Below are 16,898 nucleotides of genomic sequence, written 5' to 3'. Positions count from 1 at the left end.
GGCCAGAATGGCGCGCTCCCGTCTGGCCGCCGCGGCCCGCGTCGCCCACTGGGCCGACGCCGCCCTGGGCCCCGGCCGGGACGGCGGCGCCTCCGACGGCAAGGGCACCCTCTCCGACGAGACCGCCGAACGCGCGGCCCGGGACCTCGGCCTGACCGTGGCTCAGGTCCGCGCCGACTGGGACACCGCCCGCCTGGCCGGCCTCGTCGAGGTGCACGGCGACAGTGCCCGCCCCGGCTGGCGGCTGCGCGCCTGGCACCGGGACGACAGCGCCGTCCTACGCGGCTGGGTCGCCCTCTTCGACGCCTGGTCGCTCGCCCACCCGGAACCCGAGCAACTGGAGCACGCCGCCGCGGTGGCGGACGTCGTCTCGGCCATGCCCCAGGTGCTGTCCTTCCTGCAGCTGTCCGCCGGGCCCGTCCCCGTCGAGCAGCTCCTGGACCTGCTGGAGCAGCGGGTCACCGAACTGCGCACCGAGAGATGTGAGATCCCCTACGGGCCCCGGCCCGAGCCGGTCGCCGCCCCGGCCGCCGTCGAGGACGCGTCCCTCGCCCCCCTCCTCGACTGGGCCCTGCACGCCCTCGCCTCCGTCGGTGCCCTCACCTGCGGCGACGGACAGGCCACGCTCACCCCGCTCGGCAACTGGGCGGTCTGGGTCAAGCTGGAGCAGATCTGCGTCGCCGCCCAGAGCCCCGCCGGGAACATCGAGCAGGCGGCCGAGGACATGCTCCGCGGCTGCGCCCAGCTCCGCCCGAACGCCGCCCGCGACGAATACCGCGCCTGGCTCGCCGCCCGCCCCGTCGGCAGCGCCGTCACCGAACTCCTCGACGCCGCCCGCGGCGACGACGCCCTGCTGCGCGGCCTCGCCTTCGAGGCGCTGCGCGTCGTCGGCGCCCCCGCCGAGCCCGACGTACGCTCCGTCCTCGACGAGCCGACCCTGCGGCCCTACGCCCTGCTGTGGCTCGCCGAGCACGACGGCGTCGACCCCGAGGACGCCCACGAGGTGCTCACCCGGGAGGAGGCCACCTGGCTGTGGGTCGACACCGCCGCCGCCGTCGCCGACCACGGCGAGGCCCCGATGCTGGTACGGCATCTGGAGTCCGCGGTGCAGCCCACGGTGCCGATGCTCCTCGACGAGGTCCGCGCCGTCGGCCACCCCCGCACCGTGCAGGTCCTGGTCGCGCTCGCCGCCGCGCACCCCGACCCCGCCCTCGCGAAGGCCGTGCGCCGCGCCGCCTTCCAGGTGCACACCGGGGGGAGCTGAGCCGGACCGGCGCTCAGGCCCCCGTCTCGGGTGCGTACGTGCCGAAGCTCCACACATTGCCCTCGACGTCCCGGGCCATGTAGTCCCGCGAGCCGTAGTCCTGGTCCGTCGGGGGCATCAGGATCTCCGCGCCGTGCTCCACGGCCCGTCGGTGGTGGGCGTCGACGTCGTCCACGACGACGTACACCCCGGTGGTGCCCGCGGCCTTCATCGCCTTGTCGAAGGCGCTGCCGGTGCCCTTCGAGCCGAGCATCACCACGCCGTTGCCCTGCCCCAGCTCGGCGTGCGCGACTTTGCCGTCCTCGCTCTCGTACACCGCGAGCTCCGTGAACCCGAAGGCCTCCGTGAGCTGCTTGATCGCCGCCTTCGCGTCCGCGTACAGCAGCGTGGGGCAGATGCTCGGACGCCCACCGCTCGTGCCTGCCATGCCGATCACCCCTTCGTGACCCGTCACCGTCGAACGCCGTGATCCCATCGCCGCCGGCTGCCGGAATCCCGACCCGCTGCCCAGTCTCGCAGCGCCCACTGACAACCGCCCGCGAGCCGGGCCACGGCAGCGAGGACGGCAGGCTCCGGCCCGAACACACGAACCCAGAAAAAGTGGTTGCACGGCCCCGTTAGACTGAACCCCATGGCCATTCTCCTCGCGCATTAGACGGCGGGAACGTCCTCAGCCGCCCATCCCGCCTCCTACCCGCCCTGGAGTCTGTCCGTGATCTCCGCCTCCGGTATCGAGCTGCGCGCCGGTGCGCGCGTCCTCATCGAGTCCGCGACCTTCCGCGTCGCCAAGGGTGACCGCATCGGCCTCGTCGGCCGCAACGGCGCCGGCAAGACCACCCTCACCAAGTGCCTCGCCGGCGAGGGCATCCCCGCCGGCGGCACCATCACCCGCTCCGGCGAGGTCGGCTACCTCCCGCAGGACCCCCGCACCGGGGACCTCGACGTCCTCGCCCGCGACCGCATCCTCTCCGCGCGCGGCCTGGACGTACTGATCCGCAAGATGCGTGAGAACGAACAGCGCATCGCGGGCGGCAAGGGCGCCACCCGCGAGAAGGCGATGAAGCAGTACGAGCGCCAGGAGACGGAGTTCCTCACCAAGGGCGGGTACTCCGCCGAGGCCGAGGCAGCCACCATCGCCGCCGCGCTCAACCTGCCCGACCGGGTGCTCGGCCAGCCGCTGCACACCCTCTCCGGCGGTCAGCGCCGCCGTATCGAGCTCGCCCGCATCCTGTTCTCCGACGCGGACACCCTGCTGCTCGACGAGCCGACCAACCACCTCGACGCGGACTCGATCGTCTGGCTGCGCGAGTACCTCAAGACCTACCGCGGCGGCTTCATCGTGATCTCCCACGACGCCGACCTGGTCGAGACGGTCGTCAACAAGGTGTTCTACCTGGACGCCAACCGCGCCCAGATCGACATCTACAACATGGGCTGGAAGCTCTACCAGCAGCAGCGCGAGGCCGACGAGAAGCGCCGCAGGCGCGAGCGGCAGAACGCCGAGAAGAAGGCGGCCGCGCTCAACGCCCAGGCCGACAAGATGCGCGCCAAGGCCACCAAGACCGTCGCCGCGCAGAACATGGCCCGGCGGGCCGAGCGACTGCTGTCGGGCCTTGAGGAGGTCCGGCAGTCCGACAAGGTCGCCAAGCTCCGCTTCCCGGAGCCCGCGCCCTGCGGCAAGACCCCCCTCACAGCCGAGGGCCTGTCGAAGTCGTACGGCTCGCTGGAGATCTTCACCGACGTGGACCTGGCCGTCGACAAGGGGTCGAGGGTGGTCATCCTCGGCCTCAACGGCGCCGGCAAGACGACCCTGCTGCGGCTCCTGGCGGGCGTCGAGCAGCCGGACACCGGCGCGGTCATCCCCGGCCACGGACTCAAGATCGGCTACTACGCCCAGGAGCACGAGACCCTGGACGCCGACCGCACGGTCCTGGAGAACATGCGCTCCGCGGCCCCCGACATGGACCTCGTCGAGGTCCGCAAGGTGCTCGGCTCGTTCCTGTTCTCCGGCGACGACGTGGACAAGCCGGCCGGGGTTCTCTCCGGTGGCGAGAAGACCCGTCTCGCCCTCGCCACCCTGGTCGTCTCCTCGGCGAACGTCCTGCTCCTCGACGAGCCCACCAACAACCTCGACCCGGCGAGCCGCGAGGAGATCCTCGGCGCGCTGCGCACCTACAAGGGCGCGGTCGTGCTCGTCACGCACGACGAGGGCGCCGTCGAGGCGCTCCAGCCGGAGCGGATCATTCTGCTGCCGGACGGTGTCGAGGACCTGTGGGGCGCCGATTACGCGGATCTCGTCGCCCTCGCTTGATCGAATGCGTGATCACCGGCGTATGGATCATTCGGCCTATCGGTGATCCATCATCTGTGTGAGATCTCCTCGTACCGAGGTGTGTAGTACATCGATTTCGCGGCCGAGTCCCTTATCGACAAGGGCTCGGCCGCCGCGCGTCCCTGACCTGGCATTTCACAAAAGAACCCGTTCGGCCGTACGGACGACAGTCCCCGGAATTACAGATTCCGCATGTGGGGACGTGCTCCTGTCGTCACAACCTTGTCTCACGGACCTTGCCGAATGGGTGGCCATGAAGGCCCGGAGGGGTGATCATGAGGAGACCAGAGCGCACTTCCCATGAGGAGGCACGGGTGGCCGAGACTCTGAAGAAGGGCAGCCGGGTGACCGGCGCCGCGCGCGACAAGCTCGCGGCAGACCTGAAGAAGAAGTACGACTCCGGTGCGAGCATTCGGGCACTGGCCGAGGAAACCGGCCGCTCGTATGGCTTCGTACACCGGATGCTCAGCGAGTCGGGCGTCACGCTTCGTGGGCGTGGCGGTGCGACACGAGGCAAGAAGGCCGCCGGCTGATCTCGGGCGGCCCATCGGCTTCGATGGTGACCACCCGGTCGGTCTGCTGATCGGCCGGGTGGTTACTGTGCAGTCACTTAGGCGGTGCCCTTCCGGGCATCCCACGCTGACCGCACGCATCGGAGGCACCCCATGGCTTCGCCCGACCAGGAACCCGCTCCCCTGCTCGACAACAACGGCGTACGGCTCACCGTCGACGGCGCGATCGCCACGGTGACGCTGAACAACCCGGCCAAGCGCAACGCGCAGAGCCCCGCCATGTGGCGGACGCTCGCCGAGGCCGGGCGGACCCTGCCGGGCAGCGTGCGGGTCGTCGTGCTGCGCGGCGAGGGCAGGTCCTTCTCCGCCGGGCTCGACCGGCAGATGTTCACGCCCGAGGGGATCGAGGGCGAGCCCTCGTTCATCGACCTCGCGCGCAGCAGCGACGGCGAACTCGACGCTGCCATCGCCGAGTTCCAGGAGGGCTTCACCTGGTGGCGGCGCAACGACCTCGTGTCCATCGCCGCCGTCCAGGGGCATGCCATCGGGGCGGGCTTCCAGCTCGCGCTCGCCTGTGACGTGCGCGTCGTCGCGGACGACGTGCAGTTCGCCATGCGCGAGACCAGCCTCGGACTGGTGCCCGACCTGACGGGCACGCATCCGCTGGTCGGACTGGTCGGATACGGCCGCGCGCTGGAGATCTGCGTCACGGGCCGCTTCGTGTCGGCCGAGGAGGCCGTGAGCAGCGGGCTGGCCAACCTCGCCGTACCCGCCGAGCAACTCGACGACGCCGTACGGGATCTGGCGGGTGCCGTCGTGGCCGCGCCGCGGGATGCCGTGATCGAGACCAAGGCGCTGCTGCGTGGTGCCGTGGATCGCACCTACGACGAGCAGCGCGGCGCCGAGCGGGCCGCGCAGGCGCGGCGGCTGCGGGACCTGGCCGGCCTCGGCGAATGAGCCATGCGCCGATCAGCCGACGGAGGTGACCAGCACCGCCACCGTCGGGTGATCGGCCAGCGCCCCGCCCACCCGGTCGCGCACCTCCCGGGCCACCTCCACGGCCCGGTGGTCCGCGCTCACCGCGATCTCCACGCGCACGTGCCGACGCGGCAGGGCGGCCCTGTCCTGGCGTTCCTCGATGTGCACCGAACGGCCCAACCCGCCCAAGGTCCCCGTCAGTCGGGTGACGCCCGGGATCGCCAGGGTCACGGCCGCGATGCGCTCCTCGTCGGGGTTCGCCGGTTCCGCCGCCCGCGCCGGCTCGGGCTGCCGTACGGGCGCGGGTTCCGCGTCCTCCTCGAGCAGGGCCGTCACCTGTAGGTCCACCTCGGTCACCGTCAGGCCGAGGCGTTCCGCCGCGGCGGTGGCCAGCAGCGCGCGCAGCCGTTCCGCCGTCGCGGGCAGCGGCTCGGTCGCCGCCGTCGCGAAGTCCGCCGTCACCCGCAGCGGCCCAGGCGGCAGGGCGCTCGGCGGCGGCGGTACGGCCGCCTCCTGCGCCTCCTGAGGGTCGGTGAGCGCGATCCGCAGCGCTCCCAGCCGTACCCCGCGCACATCTGCGGCCGCGCCCCGCAGCACCGCCTCGGCCGCCCTCTCCGAGATCCACGCGCCGTCGCGTGCGCCGCCCAGGGGCAGGAGCCTGCCGAGTCCCAGCTGCTGCCGGACAGTCTGCGTCCACCGATCCGCCGTCGTCATTCCTCCAGCCTGCCGTATCCCCGGCGCGGGATCGCGCAACCGTGCTTACGGTGGTCTTGGGACGACGACCGAAAAGGACGAACGGCCATGACTGAGACGACGGAGCAGAACCGGGGGACCGAGGGCGAGACGCCCACCATGCGCAAGGCCCAGGAGACAAGGCGCGGTGGGGGAGACCCCGGCGCCCGGGGCCGGACGACCATCGCGGACGGCGTCGTGGAGAAGATCGCCGGGATGGCCGCACGCGACGTGGACGGCGTACACGCCATGGGCAGCGGACTGTCACGGACCTTCGGGGCCGTGCGCGACCGCGTCCCGGGCGGCGCCAAGTCGGTGACGCGGGGAGTGAAGGCCGAGGTCGGGGAGGTACAGGCCGCACTCGACCTGGAGATCGTCGTCGAGTACGGCGTGTCGATCGCCGACGTGGCCCGGGACGTGCGCGAGAACGTGATCACCGCCGTGGAGCGGATGACCGGCCTCGAAGTCGTGGAGGTCAACATCGCGGTGAGTGACGTGAAGCTGCCGGACGAAGAGGAAGAGGAACCGGAGCGCCGGATCCAGTGAGGCGCCGGTGACCGGAAGACGCGGGGGCCGGGGAGTTGCTGAGGAGCTGAGGAGCGCACCATGAGCATGGCCGTGGTCGGCATGATCGCCGGCATGGCACTGGGCTTCGCCGGGTATTTCGGCGGATTCGGCGCCTTTTTGCTGGTGGCGGCCCTGGGCGCCGTCGGCTTCGTCGCCGGGCGGTTCCTGGAAGGGGACTGGGAACTCGGTGACTTCTTCCGGCACCGTGACGAACGGCGGCGGTGACGTCCGTGAGCGGTGGGACGGCGCAGCCGCGCAGACCGCCGGCCGCGGTCCCGCCCGGTGAGCGCGGGGCGACCCGGATCGCCGACCGGGTCGTCGCGAAGATCGCCTCCCAGGCCGCCCGGGAGGCGGTGGGGGAGCTGACCGAGGACGCCGACCGGCCCTACGCCGACGTCGTCGTCGCCCATGACACGGCCCGGGTCCGGGTCCACCTCGAACTCGGCTACCCCACCGACATCGGCGCCCGCTGCGCCGTCGTGCGTCGGCATGTCGCCGAGCGGGTAGGCGCGTTGGTGGGCATGGATGTGCCGGAGGTCGCCGTGCACGTGGAGCGGCTGCACCCGGCGCCCGCGCAGGGCGCGGCACAGGGGAGGACGCGATGAGCGAGCCCCAGGGCTCCGAGGGCACCACACAACGACTGCCGGTCATCGACAAGGCGACCGGACCCGACACCCTCGACCAGTCGGCGTCGGCGGCGGACTACGAACCCCCGCCGGTACGCGACGGCGAGGGCGGGCGCGCGGGCCGCTTCTGGTCGGCACGCCGGATCCCGGCCGCGATCACGGCACTCGTGATCTTCGTCGGCGCCGGCTTCTTCCTGTACGACATCGCCTCCGTGCGCGCCGACCGCCCCGCCATGCGCTGGCGCCGCGAACTGGCCCGCGGGCTCGCCGAACGCCCGCTGGACGACATCTGGGTGCTCGTCGGCGCGGGCGTCGCCACCGCCCTCGGCCTGTGGCTGCTGGTCCTGGCCGTCACGCCCGGCCTGCGGTCGGTGCTGGCGATGCGGCGCACCCACCCCGACGTGCGCGCCGGACTCCACCGCGACCTGGCCGCCCTGGTCCTGCGTGACCGCGCCATGGAGGTCTCCGGGGTCCAGTCGGTACGGGTCCGGATGGGCCGGCGCCGGGCCGACGTCCGCGCGGTCGCGCACTTCCGCGACCTGGATGACGTACGCGCCGACCTGGACGCCACACTCGCCGACGCGATCAGGGGCCTGGGGCTGGCCCGCCCGCCGTCGCTGTCGGTGCGTGTACGGCGTCCCGGACGGAAGGGGTGAGGGCCGTGCTCAGGGTGGTCAACCGCCTGCTGATCGGGCTCGTCGGGCTGGTGCTGCTCGTCATCGGCGGCTCCGTACTGGCCGTGGGACTCGGCCTGGACCCCCCGTCCTGGTGGATCCACGACAGCCGGCACGACGTCCTGCTGAGCGACGCCGAGCGCACGCGCTGGCGGGACGAGGGCTGGTGGTGGCCGGCCGTCATCGCGGTACTGGCCGTCCTGGCGCTGCTCGCCCTGTGGTGGCTGACCTCGGTCCTGCGCCGACGCCGCCTCACCGAGGTCCTGGTCGACACCGGCGACGGCGAGGGCGCGCTGCTGCGGGGCCGGGCCCTGGAGAACGTCCTGGAGAGCGAGGCGGCGGCGTCGGAGGGGGTCCAGCGCGCCCATGCCCACCTGACGGGCAGGCGCCTCGCGCCCGAGGCGCGGGTACGGCTCCTGCTGGAACCGCACGTGGACCCCGGGACGGCACTGAACGACCTCACCACCCAGGCCGTGGCCCACGCCCGTGGTTCGGCGGGTCTGGCCTCCCTGCCGACCGAGGTCCGCCTACGGGGCGTCAAGCACCGGGCGGAGCGGGTCAGTTGACCCACCGCGGTGCCGGTGGAGCAGCCAGGCCGCCCACACCACGAGCGATCCGGTGACGGGCGGCACGACCCACCAGGGAAGGTCCAGCCACAGGGCGAGGAACCCCACGGCGAAGCCGACGATCAGCAGGGTGATGAACACCGGCTTCCCGAACCGGCGCCAGGTGAAGGGCCCACGACCCGCGAGCCCGGCCGACTGCCGCGCGCCGAAGCCGAGCCCCAGGGCCGCGAGGAGACCGGCGAGGACGCCGAGGCAGGCCGTCATCTGGGCGTCGTCGCGGGGTTCCTCGCTCGTGCTCTGCCGAAGCCCTCCTTGAGCGACCGCCATGATGTCGCCCCGCCAGACGGTACCGGCCACCCGATCGCCCTGCCGGAGCCGTTCGAGCACCGGCTCCGGGCCGCCGAAAGACACCTCGTGATTCCAGAACGGGGCGCTCGTCAGGTACGCCTCGTACTCGGAGTTCCGCTTCCTCTTCTCGACGACCGTGTGCTCGACGGTGAGGGAGACCGTACGAAGGCAGTCCTCCCACCGCTGCGCGGCCCGTTCGGAGGCGCACGGCTCGGCCGCCGCGTACTCCCGGTACCGCTCGACCTGGGACGGCAGCCACGTGGTGAACACGAGCCAGCAGAGCAGGGCCGCGACCAAGGACGACAGGATCAGGGGCACGCCCCAGATCCTGCTTGTCTTCGTCACCGCCATGAGTCACCCCCCGCTCGCCCGTACGCCGCACGCAGGAGCCTAAAATCCGTGCCGCGCCCCACCGTCCACCGAGAGCATGACTCCGGTCACATAGGAAGCCGCCGGAGACAACAGGAACGCGGCCGCGCGCCCGAACTCCTCCGGGGTGCCGTACCTGCGCAGCGGAATGCGGGACTCGGCGGCCACCCGGGTCGCCTCGGGGTCGGCGGAGAGGGCGTCCAGCTCGCGCACCCGGTCCGTGTCGATGCGTCCGGGGAGCAGCCCGACCACGCGGATGCCGCGCGGGCCCAGCTCGTCGGAGAGGGACTTGGCGAACCCGGCGAGCCCGGGGCGCAGCCCGTTCGAGATCGTCAGCCCCGGGATCGGCTCGTGCACCGACCCGGACAGTACGAACCCGATGACACCGCCCGCCTCCAGCTCCGCCGCCGCTGCCCGCGCGAGCCGTACCGCTCCCAGGAACACCGACTCGAACGCCGCCTGCCACTGCTCGTCCGAGGTGGCGGCGACGAAGCCGGGCGGCGGCCCGCCGACGCTGACGAACACGCCGTGGAAGCCGCCGAAGTGCTCGCGGGCGGCCGCGATCAGCCGCCCGGCCGCCTCCGGATCGGCGTTGTCCACGGCCACCCCGATCGCGTTCGGGCCCAGCGCGGCCGCCGCGTCGGCGACGTTCTTCTCGTCCCGCCCGGTGATGACCACCTTCGCGCCGTCGGCCACGAGCTCACGTGCCGCCGCGTTGCCCAGTCCGCGGGTGGCCCCCGTGACGACGTACACCCGGTCCTTCAGTCCAAGATCCATGGCCCCTATCCTGCCCCGCCGCCCCCGAACAGGGCGAGGGCGGTGTTCACCAGGCCGATGTGGCTGAACGCCTGGGGGAAGTTGCCGAGCTGGCGGCCGGAGGCGGGGTCGTACTCCTCGGACAGCAGCCCCACGTCGTTGGTGAGCGCCACCAGCCGTTCGAACAGCTCCCGGGCCTCCTTCGTACGACCCGTCATGTGCAGCGCGTCCGCGAGCCAGAACGAGCACACCAGGAACGTGCCCTCGCTGCCCGGCAGCCCGTCGACGGCTGTCTCGTCCGTGCTGTAGCGACGCAGGAAACCGTCATGGCTGAGCTCGGCGCGGATCGCGTCGATGGTGCCGATGACGCGCGGGTCGTCCGGCGGCAGGAAACCGAAGCGCGGGATGAGCAGCAGCGCGGCGTCGAGCTCACGGGAGCCGTAGGACTGTGTGAAGGTGTTCCGCTCGGCGTCGTAGCCCTTCTCACACACCTCGCGGTGCACCTCGTCGCGCAACTCCCGCCAGCCGTCGAGGTCGCCCTCCAGCTTCGGGTTCTTCTCCAGGGCGCGCACGGCCCGGTCCGCCGCCACCCACACCATCACCTTCGAGTGCACGAAGTGACGGCGGCCGCCGCGCACCTCCCACAGCCCCTCGTCGGGCTGTTGCCAGTGGGAGCGCAGCCAGTCGACGAGGGCGGCCTGGATCGCCCAGATCTGCGGTTTGGTGGACAGGCCCGCGTACCGGGCCAGCGCCAGCGAGTCCATGACCTCGCCGTACACGTCCAACTGGAGCTGCCGCACGGCGTCGTTGCCGATGCGTACGGGGGCGGAACCGGCGAAGCCGGACAGCCACGGCACCTCGAACTCGGGCAGCCGCCGCTCGCCCGCCAGGCCGTACATGATCTGCAGATCGGCCGGGTCGCCGGCGACCGCGCGCAGCAGCCAGTTGCGCCAGGCCTCGGCCTCCTCCTGGTAGCCCGCCGCCAGCAGGGCGTTCAGGGTGAGGGTGGAGTCACGCAGCCAGCAGTGGCGGTAGTCCCAGTTGCGCACACCGCCCAGCTCCTCGGGGAGCGAGGTGGTGGCGGCGGCCACGATGCCGCCGGTCGGGCGGTAGGTGAGGGCCTTGAGGGTGATCAGGGAGCGGACGACGGCGTCCCGGTACGGGCCCTCGTAGGTGCAGCGCCCCGCCCACCTCCGCCAGTCACGGACGCTGGAGCGCAACGCCTTGTACGGGTCGACGAGGGGCGGGCGCGGTTCGTGCGAGGGGTGCCAGGTGAGGACGAACGCGACTTTCTCGCCCTCCTCGATCGTGAACTCCGCGTGCGTGCCGAGCTTCTCGCCCCACGTGCGCACCTCGGGCTCGCTGCGCAGCCAGACGGAGTCCGGCCCGGCGACGGCCACCCGGTGCCCGTCGGACCTGCGCACCCACGGCACGATCGAGCCGTAGTCGAAGCGCAGCCGCAGATCGCTGTGCACCGTGACACGGCCGCTGAGGCCCTCCACGACGCGCACGAGGTCGGGGGCGCGGTCGCGTTGGGGCATCAGGTCGGTGACGCGGACCGCGCCCTCGTCGGTCACCCACTCGGTGTCCAGCACCAGGGTGTCCGGGCGGTAGGCGCGGCGCGTGCAGGCGCCTCGCGCGTGCTTGGGGGCGATGCGCCAGTAACCGTTCTCCTCGTCGCCCAGGAGTCTGGCGAAGCAGGCGGCCGAGTCGAAGCGGGGCAGGCACAGCCAGTCGACGGAGCCGTCCGTGCCGACCAGGGCAGCCGTCTGCTCGTCGCCGATCAGGGCGTAGTCCTCGATACGCGGGTGCACGAAGTGCGGGTTCCCTTCGGGCCGGTGGGCCAATCAGAGGTGTGGTCGCAGGGACACGCCCGCCGGGGGGCCGGTCCCGGAGAAGATCACGCCGGGATCCGCCGGGGCCTGGTTGAGGACCCACAGCCCGATCAGCGTGGCCAGGGCGAACACGACCATGACGAGGACGGCGAGGACGAGCCGACGCCGGCGTTCCCGGCGCAGCCACTCGCCGCGCGCCGTGCGATAGGCGTCGGGCGCCGCCCGCACCCCGTCGGCGAGCGCGGCGAGCGCCTCGCGCAGCTCCCGCTCCGTGCGGTCCGCACTGGTGCCACGCGACCCAGTCGCGTCTCGATGCGTCATCGCCGGGCCTCCATCGCCTGGGTCAGTGCGGCGAGGCCGCGCGCCGTATGGGTTTTGACGGATCCGCAGGAGATGCCCATCGCCGCGGCGATCTCGCTCTCCTTCAGCCCGAGCCAGTGCCGCAGCACCAGCGCCTCGCGCTGCCGGGCGGGCAGTTGCTGGAGCGCGTCGATCAGTACGCGCTGGTCGTCACGGAGCAGTGCGGTGCTCTCGGCGGAGGCGACGACGTCGACGGGCGGGGCCGGGGGGTTCTCGGTGTGCCTGCGGGCGACCTGGAGGTGGCGTATGCGCATCCGCGTCAGATTGCAGACGGTGGAGCGCAGATACGCCTCCGCCGACTCCACGTCCCGCAGCCGCCGCCACTTGCGGTAGATCTGGTAGTAGGCCTCGGCCACCACGTTCTCCGGGTCGTCGGCGCCGAGCAGCACCGCGAGACGCAGCATCGAGGAGTAGTGCAGTTCGAAAAGCCGGGCGAGGCCGGCCTCGCGCTCCAGGTCGGCCGGGTCGCGCACGGCCGGTGCCAGTGGTTCGCCGGGCGGCGTGGACGCGAGGGCCACGCCCGGGTCGGCGGGCGGGCCCGCGGCCTGCGGGAGTTGCTCCTGCGGACTGTGAACGACCGCCTCCTGCAGGGGAGTCGGGTGTCTGCGTCTCACGGTTGGTTCGCTCCCGTCTCGGGGCGCCGCCTGACGGTCAGGCGGGACGGCAGGTCGGTGAGGTCGGCGCCGCGCGGGACGCCGAGGCGTTCGAGCACCGCGGTCGCGGCCACGGCGACGATGAGGTTGAGCAGCAGGGCGGCGAGCCCGGCGTAGATCTCCGGCCCGCCGCCGAGGGGCACGACCGACGAGAACCCTTCCCGTACGACCATGCAGGTCCCGGCCACCATGCCCACACCCCACCCGGCGAGCAGTGCCCGCGGATGCAGCCGCCCGGTGAACAGCCCCACCGCGACGGCCGGGAAGATCTGCAGGATCCAGACCCCGCCGAGCAGTTGGAGGTTGATGGCGTCCTGGTCGCGCAGCCCGAACACGAACGCCACCGCGCCCACCTTCGCGGTGAGCGACACCGCCTTGGCGATGCGCACCTGCCGCTTGGGCGTGGCGGTGGGATGGACGTACTCGACGTACACGTTCCTGACGAAGCTCGTGGCGGCGGCGATCGACATCACGGCCGCCGGGACCAGCGCCCCCACGGTGATCGCCCCGAACACCAGCCCGGCCAGCGGCGCCGGCATCAGCCGGTCGACCAGCATCGGTACGGCGGCCTCGGCGCCGCCCTCCGGGGCGCGGACGCCCGCCGCGAGGGCCGCGATGCCGAGGAAGCCGAAGAGGGCGAGCAGTCCGGTCCAGGCGGGCAGCGCCACCGAGACCTTGCGCAGGGTGCGGGGGCTGTCGGCGGCGAAGCCCGCGGTGAGGACGTGCGGGTACATCAGCAGGGCGAGCGCGGAGCCGAGCGCGAGAGTGGCGTACGCCGGCTGCTGCTCGGGGGCGAGGAGCAGCGCCGGGCCGCCGAGGCGCTCGGCCGCACCGTCGAAGACGGCACCCGGGCCGCCGAGCCGGTCCAGGACCAGCCAGGTCACCACGGTCAGCGAGAGGAAGACGGCCACGGCCTTGAGCGCGGAGATGACGGTGGGGGCGCGCAACCCGTGCCGGTAGGTGGCGACGGCCAGCCCGGCGAACAGCGTCACCATCACCAGATCACCGGCCGCACCCCGCGGATACACGCCCCCCGCCGCCAGCACCGCCCGGATGCCGAGCAGCTGCAGCGCGAGGTACGGCATCGTCGCGAGGATCCCGGTCAGCGCGACCACCAGGGCCAGCGGCGGCGAGCCGTACCGGCCGCGCACGAAGTCGGCGGCGGTCACATAACCGTGCCGCTCGGCCACGGCCCACAGGCGGCTCAGCAGCACGAAGGCGATCGGACAGACGATCACCGTGTACGGCACCGCGAAGAAGGCGGGCGCGCCGTTGCCGTACGCCAGGCCCGGTATGGCGGCGAAGGTGTACGCGGTGAAGATCGTGCCGCCGAGCAGCAGCCAGGTCCACACCGGGCCGAGGCTGCGGTCGGCCAGCGCCCAGCCCTCCAGGGACGGCAGCTTCGCGCTCGGGTGCAGGCGCCGCGCGGTCACGGCGAGCAGCGACGCTCCGCCGATCACGGCGAGAAACGTCGCGGTCATGGCGCCATCGGCCATGGGTCACCGTCCTTGGTGTGCCTGTGCCCTCGCGCGAGAGTTGCGCGGGCAGCCCGGACGGAGGACAGAGAACCGGCGGGAAATTTCCTGGACATCCGCTGTCAACCGGTCCGAGGGGGTGGGCAACTCTTGCACAGACCGACAGCGAGGGGGAGAGGAGCGCAGGTCATGGCACGGACCGGTCATCACCGGCTACGGCGCGTCGCGATCGCCGTCCTGCTTCTCGCCCCCGCCGCGGGTCTGCTGTGGGTCCCCTGGTACGCCGGTGCCGAACCGCGGCCGGCCGGGACGCCGTTCTTCTACCGGTACCAGCTCGCCTGGGTGCCGGGTTGCGGCCTCTGCCTGCTCGCGGCGTACGCGCTGACGGACCGACATCGACCTCGCTGAGCCGCACTTCCCTTTCTGCCGCACACCTGCTGTGCCCACCTGTTCAGGTCAGGAGCCGCCATGCCCGCATCAGCCATGCCCGAATCCAGCCGTGAGGCGCCGGAAAAGTCACGAATGTCGCCCAAGTCGATGGCGATCTGGACCGCCGTGGCCCTCGTCGGCGCCCTCGGCTGGGCCGTGCTCGCCCTGTCCCGGGGCGAGGAGATCTCGGCCGTCTGGCTGGTCGTGGCGGCCCTCGGCTCGTACGCGATCGCCTACCGCTTCTACTCGCGGTTCATCGCCCGGCGGGTCCTCCAGGTCGACGACACCCGCGCCACCCCGGCCGAACGCCTTGAGGACGGTGTCGACTACCACCCCACCGACAAGCGGGTGCTGTTCGGCCACCACTTCGCGGCGATCGCGGGCGCCGGCCCGCTGGTCGGCCCGGTCCTGGCCGCGCAGATGGGCTATCTGCCGGGCACGGTCTGGATCATCGTGGGCGTGATCTTCGCCGGCGCGGTGCAGGACATGATCGTCCTGTTCCTCTCCATGCGCCGGGACGGCAAGAGCCTCGGCCAGATGGCCCGTGACGAGATCGGCAAGGTGGGCGGCGCCGCGGCGCTGATCGGCGTCTTCGCCATCATGATCATCCTGCTGGCGGTCCTCGCGATGGTCGTCGTCAACGCGCTGGCGGAGTCCGCGTGGGGCACCTTCTCGGTCTCCATGACCATCCCCATCGCCCTCTTCATGGGCTTCTACCTGCGCTACCTGCGGCCCGGCCGGGTCGTGGAGACCAGCTTCATCGGCGTCGCGCTGCTGCTGCTCGCCATCCTCGGCGGCGGCTGGATCCAGGACTCCTCCCTCGCGGAGTACTTCGTGTGGAGCCCGGAGACCCTGGTCTTCTGCCTCGTCGGCTACGGCTTCTTCGCGTCCGTGCTGCCGGTGTGGATGCTGCTGGCACCCCGGGACTATTTGTCCACCTTCATGAAGGTCGGCACCATCGCCCTGATGGCCGTCGGTGTGGTGATCGCCGCCCCGAACCTCAGGGCCGAGCCGGTGACCGACTTCGCCGTCAACGGCGCGGGGCCGGTCTTCGCCGGCTCCCTGTTCCCCTTCCTCTTCATCACGATCGCCTGCGGCGCGCTGTCCGGCTTCCACGCCCTGGTCTCCTCCGGCACCACGCCGAAGCTGATCCAGAAGGAGTCCCAGGTCCGGCTGATCGGCTACGGCTCCATGCTCACGGAGTCCTTCGTCGCCGTCATGGCCCTGATCGCCGCCTGCGTCCTGGAACCCGGCCTGTTCTATGCCATGAACTCCCCGGCCGCCCTGCTCGGCCCGACCGTGGAGACCGCGTCGGAGGCGGTGAAGGGTCTCGGCTTCACGATCACTCCGGACCAGCTGACGGCCGCGGCCAAGGCGGTCGAGGAGGAGACACTGGTCGGCCGCTCCGGCGGCGCCCCCACCCTCGCCGTGGGCATGTCGGAGATCTTCGCCGGGGTGTTCGGCGGCGCCGGGATGAAGGCATTCTGGTACCACTTCGCGATCATGTTCGAGGCGCTGTTCATCCTCACCACGGTGGACGCCGGCACCCGCGTGGGCCGCTTCATGCTCCAGGACATGCTCGGCAACGTCTGGAAGCCGATCGGCCGGGTCACCTGGAAGCCGGGCATCTGGATCACCAGCGCCCTGGTCGTCGGCGCCTGGGGCTACTTCCTCTACGCCGGTGTCACCGACCCCCTCGGCGGCATCAAGCAGCTGTTCCCGCTGTTCGGCATCGCCAACCAGCTGCTGGCCGCGGTGGCCCTCGCCGTCACCACCACCGTGCTGATCAAGTCCGGCAGGCTGCGCTGGGCGTGGGTCACCGGCATCCCGCTCGCCTGGGACGTGGCCGTCACCTTCACCGCCGGCTGGCAGAAGATCTTCTCGGACGACCCGGCGATCGGCTTCTTCGCCCTGCGCGACAAGTACGCGCGGGCCATCGAGGACGGCCGGCTCCTGCCGGGCGCCACGACCATGGACGACATGCACACCATCGTGCTGAACAACACGGTCGACGGCGTGATCATGGCCGTCTTCCTCCTGCTGGTCCTCACGGTCCTGGTCAACTGCGCCGTGGTGTGCGTCCGTGCCGTCGGCGCCGCCCGCGTCGGTGAGCCGCTGCCGACCACCGAGGCGCCGTACGTCGAGTCCCGTATCGACACACCGGAGCGGCCCGAGGAGCCGCTGGTGGGGGCACGCTCATGAGGACCGTCAGGAAGGCGCTGCGGGTCCTGCGCTGGTACGCGCGTGAGCTGACCGGCGAGGCGGAGTACGACCGCTACTGCGAGCGGCACCGACGCCGTGACCCCCGGACCCCGGTGCCGACCCGGCGGCAGTACGAGGCACTGCGCACCCTGCACCGCGAGCAGCACCCACAGAGCCGCTGCTGCTGACGCCGCGGATCGGTACAGCCCCGCGCTCCTTG

The 16,898-nt window shown here is 72.0% G+C and carries 20 protein-coding genes; 12 read left to right on the top strand and 8 right to left on the bottom strand.

Annotated elements, in window-relative coordinates; all coding sequences use genetic code 11:
• Window positions 1-7 precede the first annotated feature (7 nt).
• The gene (locus ABZ078_RS25485) at window positions 8-1,264 is read left to right on the top strand and encodes a hypothetical protein (RefSeq protein WP_356578760.1); all 1,257 of its coding nucleotides are present in this window, start codon (window positions 8-10) and stop codon (window positions 1,262-1,264) included.
• A gap of 13 nt (window positions 1,265-1,277) precedes the next feature.
• On the opposite strand, the gene ABZ078_RS25480 is transcribed toward ABZ078_RS25485, so the two are convergent.
• The gene (locus tag ABZ078_RS25480; protein ID WP_356578758.1) at window positions 1,278-1,691 is read right to left on the bottom strand and encodes a VOC family protein; all 414 of its coding nucleotides are present in this window, start codon (window positions 1,689-1,691) and stop codon (window positions 1,278-1,280) included.
• Window positions 1,692-1,976: 285 nt separating this feature from the next.
• Here ABZ078_RS25480 and ABZ078_RS25475 point away from each other — a divergent pair, with 285 nt between their 5' ends.
• The 3 genes from ABZ078_RS25475 to ABZ078_RS25465 all read left to right on the top strand — a co-directional run bounded on the left by ABZ078_RS25475 (window position 1,977) and on the right by ABZ078_RS25465 (window position 5,065).
• A complete protein-coding gene (locus tag ABZ078_RS25475) occupies window positions 1,977-3,575 on the top strand; it encodes an ABC-F family ATP-binding cassette domain-containing protein (protein WP_356578756.1) in 1,599 nt (532 codons plus the stop codon).
• A gap of 335 nt (window positions 3,576-3,910) precedes the next feature.
• Window positions 3,911-4,129 (top strand): helix-turn-helix domain-containing protein, encoded by a 219-nt coding sequence (locus tag ABZ078_RS25470; protein ID WP_019758351.1) that lies wholly within the window; start codon window positions 3,911-3,913, stop codon window positions 4,127-4,129.
• A gap of 132 nt (window positions 4,130-4,261) precedes the next feature.
• Window positions 4,262-5,065: an enoyl-CoA hydratase/isomerase family protein gene (locus ABZ078_RS25465; RefSeq protein WP_356578753.1), complete on the top strand. Its 804-nt coding sequence runs from the start codon at window positions 4,262-4,264 to the stop codon at window positions 5,063-5,065.
• A gap of 12 nt (window positions 5,066-5,077) precedes the next feature.
• Here ABZ078_RS25465 and ABZ078_RS25460 read toward each other — a convergent pair whose 3' ends face one another.
• Window positions 5,078-5,800 (bottom strand): nucleopolyhedrovirus P10 family protein, encoded by a 723-nt coding sequence (locus ABZ078_RS25460; RefSeq protein WP_356578751.1) that lies wholly within the window; start codon window positions 5,798-5,800, stop codon window positions 5,078-5,080.
• Between the two features lie 87 nt (window positions 5,801-5,887).
• On the opposite strand from ABZ078_RS25460, the gene ABZ078_RS25455 reads away from it, so the two are divergent.
• The 5 genes from ABZ078_RS25455 to amaP are packed head-to-tail and all read left to right on the top strand — an operon-like array spanning window position 5,888 to window position 8,251.
• Window positions 5,888-6,364 carry an Asp23/Gls24 family envelope stress response protein gene (locus tag ABZ078_RS25455; RefSeq protein WP_356578749.1) on the top strand — a complete coding sequence of 159 codons (477 nt, stop codon included), beginning with the start codon at window positions 5,888-5,890 and terminating at the stop codon, window positions 6,362-6,364.
• 60 nt (window positions 6,365-6,424) lie between these two features.
• Window positions 6,425-6,610, top strand: a complete 186-nt coding sequence (locus tag ABZ078_RS25450; protein ID WP_126390883.1) for a hypothetical protein — start codon at window positions 6,425-6,427, stop codon at window positions 6,608-6,610.
• A complete protein-coding gene (locus ABZ078_RS25445) occupies window positions 6,607-6,990 on the top strand; it encodes a hypothetical protein (protein ID WP_356578747.1) in 384 nt (127 codons plus the stop codon). Before ABZ078_RS25450 ends, ABZ078_RS25445 begins: the two co-directional genes overlap by 4 nt.
• A complete protein-coding gene (locus tag ABZ078_RS25440; protein ID WP_356578745.1) occupies window positions 6,987-7,667 on the top strand; it encodes a DUF6286 domain-containing protein in 681 nt (226 codons plus the stop codon). Before ABZ078_RS25445 ends, ABZ078_RS25440 begins: the two co-directional genes overlap by 4 nt.
• Complete coding sequence (gene amaP, locus ABZ078_RS25435; RefSeq protein ID WP_356578743.1) at window positions 7,664-8,251, top strand: alkaline shock response membrane anchor protein AmaP; 588 nt, start codon at window positions 7,664-7,666, stop codon at window positions 8,249-8,251. The genes ABZ078_RS25440 and amaP overlap by 4 nt, the downstream gene beginning before the upstream one ends.
• On the opposite strand, the gene ABZ078_RS25430 is transcribed toward amaP, so the two are convergent.
• The 6 genes from ABZ078_RS25430 to ABZ078_RS25405 form a co-directional block, all read right to left on the bottom strand.
• The gene (locus ABZ078_RS25430; RefSeq protein ID WP_356578741.1) at window positions 8,213-8,944 is read right to left on the bottom strand and encodes a hypothetical protein; all 732 of its coding nucleotides are present in this window, start codon (window positions 8,942-8,944) and stop codon (window positions 8,213-8,215) included. The two genes, amaP and ABZ078_RS25430, sit on opposite strands and share 39 nt — an antisense overlap.
• A 45-nt stretch (window positions 8,945-8,989) precedes the next feature.
• Window positions 8,990-9,745: an SDR family oxidoreductase gene (locus ABZ078_RS25425; protein ID WP_356578739.1), complete on the bottom strand. Its 756-nt coding sequence runs from the start codon at window positions 9,743-9,745 to the stop codon at window positions 8,990-8,992.
• Window positions 9,746-9,750: 5 nt separating this feature from the next.
• On the bottom strand, window positions 9,751-11,538 hold the full coding sequence (locus tag ABZ078_RS25420; protein ID WP_356578737.1) for a glycoside hydrolase family 15 protein: 1,788 nt from the start codon (window positions 11,536-11,538) through the stop codon (window positions 9,751-9,753).
• 33 nt (window positions 11,539-11,571) lie between these two features.
• Entirely contained in the window at window positions 11,572-11,880 is a 309-nt protein-coding gene (locus ABZ078_RS25415; protein ID WP_356578735.1) for a hypothetical protein, read from the bottom strand.
• Window positions 11,877-12,437 carry a sigma-70 family RNA polymerase sigma factor gene (locus tag ABZ078_RS25410; RefSeq protein ID WP_356578813.1) on the bottom strand — a complete coding sequence of 187 codons (561 nt, stop codon included), beginning with the start codon at window positions 12,435-12,437 and terminating at the stop codon, window positions 11,877-11,879. The genes ABZ078_RS25415 and ABZ078_RS25410 overlap by 4 nt, the downstream gene beginning before the upstream one ends.
• A 92-nt stretch (window positions 12,438-12,529) precedes the next feature.
• Window positions 12,530-14,068, bottom strand: coding sequence for a sodium:solute symporter (locus ABZ078_RS25405; RefSeq protein WP_356578733.1), 1,539 nt, complete (start codon window positions 14,066-14,068; stop codon window positions 12,530-12,532).
• Between the two features lie 168 nt (window positions 14,069-14,236).
• Between ABZ078_RS25405 and ABZ078_RS25400 the strand changes: the two genes are divergently transcribed.
• From ABZ078_RS25400 to ABZ078_RS25390, 3 genes are read left to right on the top strand one after another with little or no spacing between them, the layout of a single operon-like run.
• Window positions 14,237-14,455, top strand: a complete 219-nt coding sequence (locus ABZ078_RS25400) for a DUF3311 domain-containing protein (RefSeq protein ID WP_356578731.1) — start codon at window positions 14,237-14,239, stop codon at window positions 14,453-14,455.
• Between the two features lie 60 nt (window positions 14,456-14,515).
• The gene (locus ABZ078_RS25395) at window positions 14,516-16,678 is read left to right on the top strand and encodes a carbon starvation CstA family protein (protein WP_356578729.1); all 2,163 of its coding nucleotides are present in this window, start codon (window positions 14,516-14,518) and stop codon (window positions 16,676-16,678) included.
• A complete protein-coding gene (locus ABZ078_RS25390) occupies window positions 16,675-16,866 on the top strand; it encodes a YbdD/YjiX family protein (protein WP_356578727.1) in 192 nt (63 codons plus the stop codon). The genes ABZ078_RS25395 and ABZ078_RS25390 overlap by 4 nt, the downstream gene beginning before the upstream one ends.
• The last annotated feature ends 32 nt before the right edge of the window (window positions 16,867-16,898 follow it).

It is taken from the genome of Streptomyces sp. NPDC006385, from assembly GCF_040612485.1.
In the GTDB taxonomy this organism is placed as follows: Bacteria; Actinomycetota; Actinomycetes; order Streptomycetales; family Streptomycetaceae; genus Streptomyces.
This window is presented reverse-complemented; position numbering and strand designations above follow the sequence as displayed.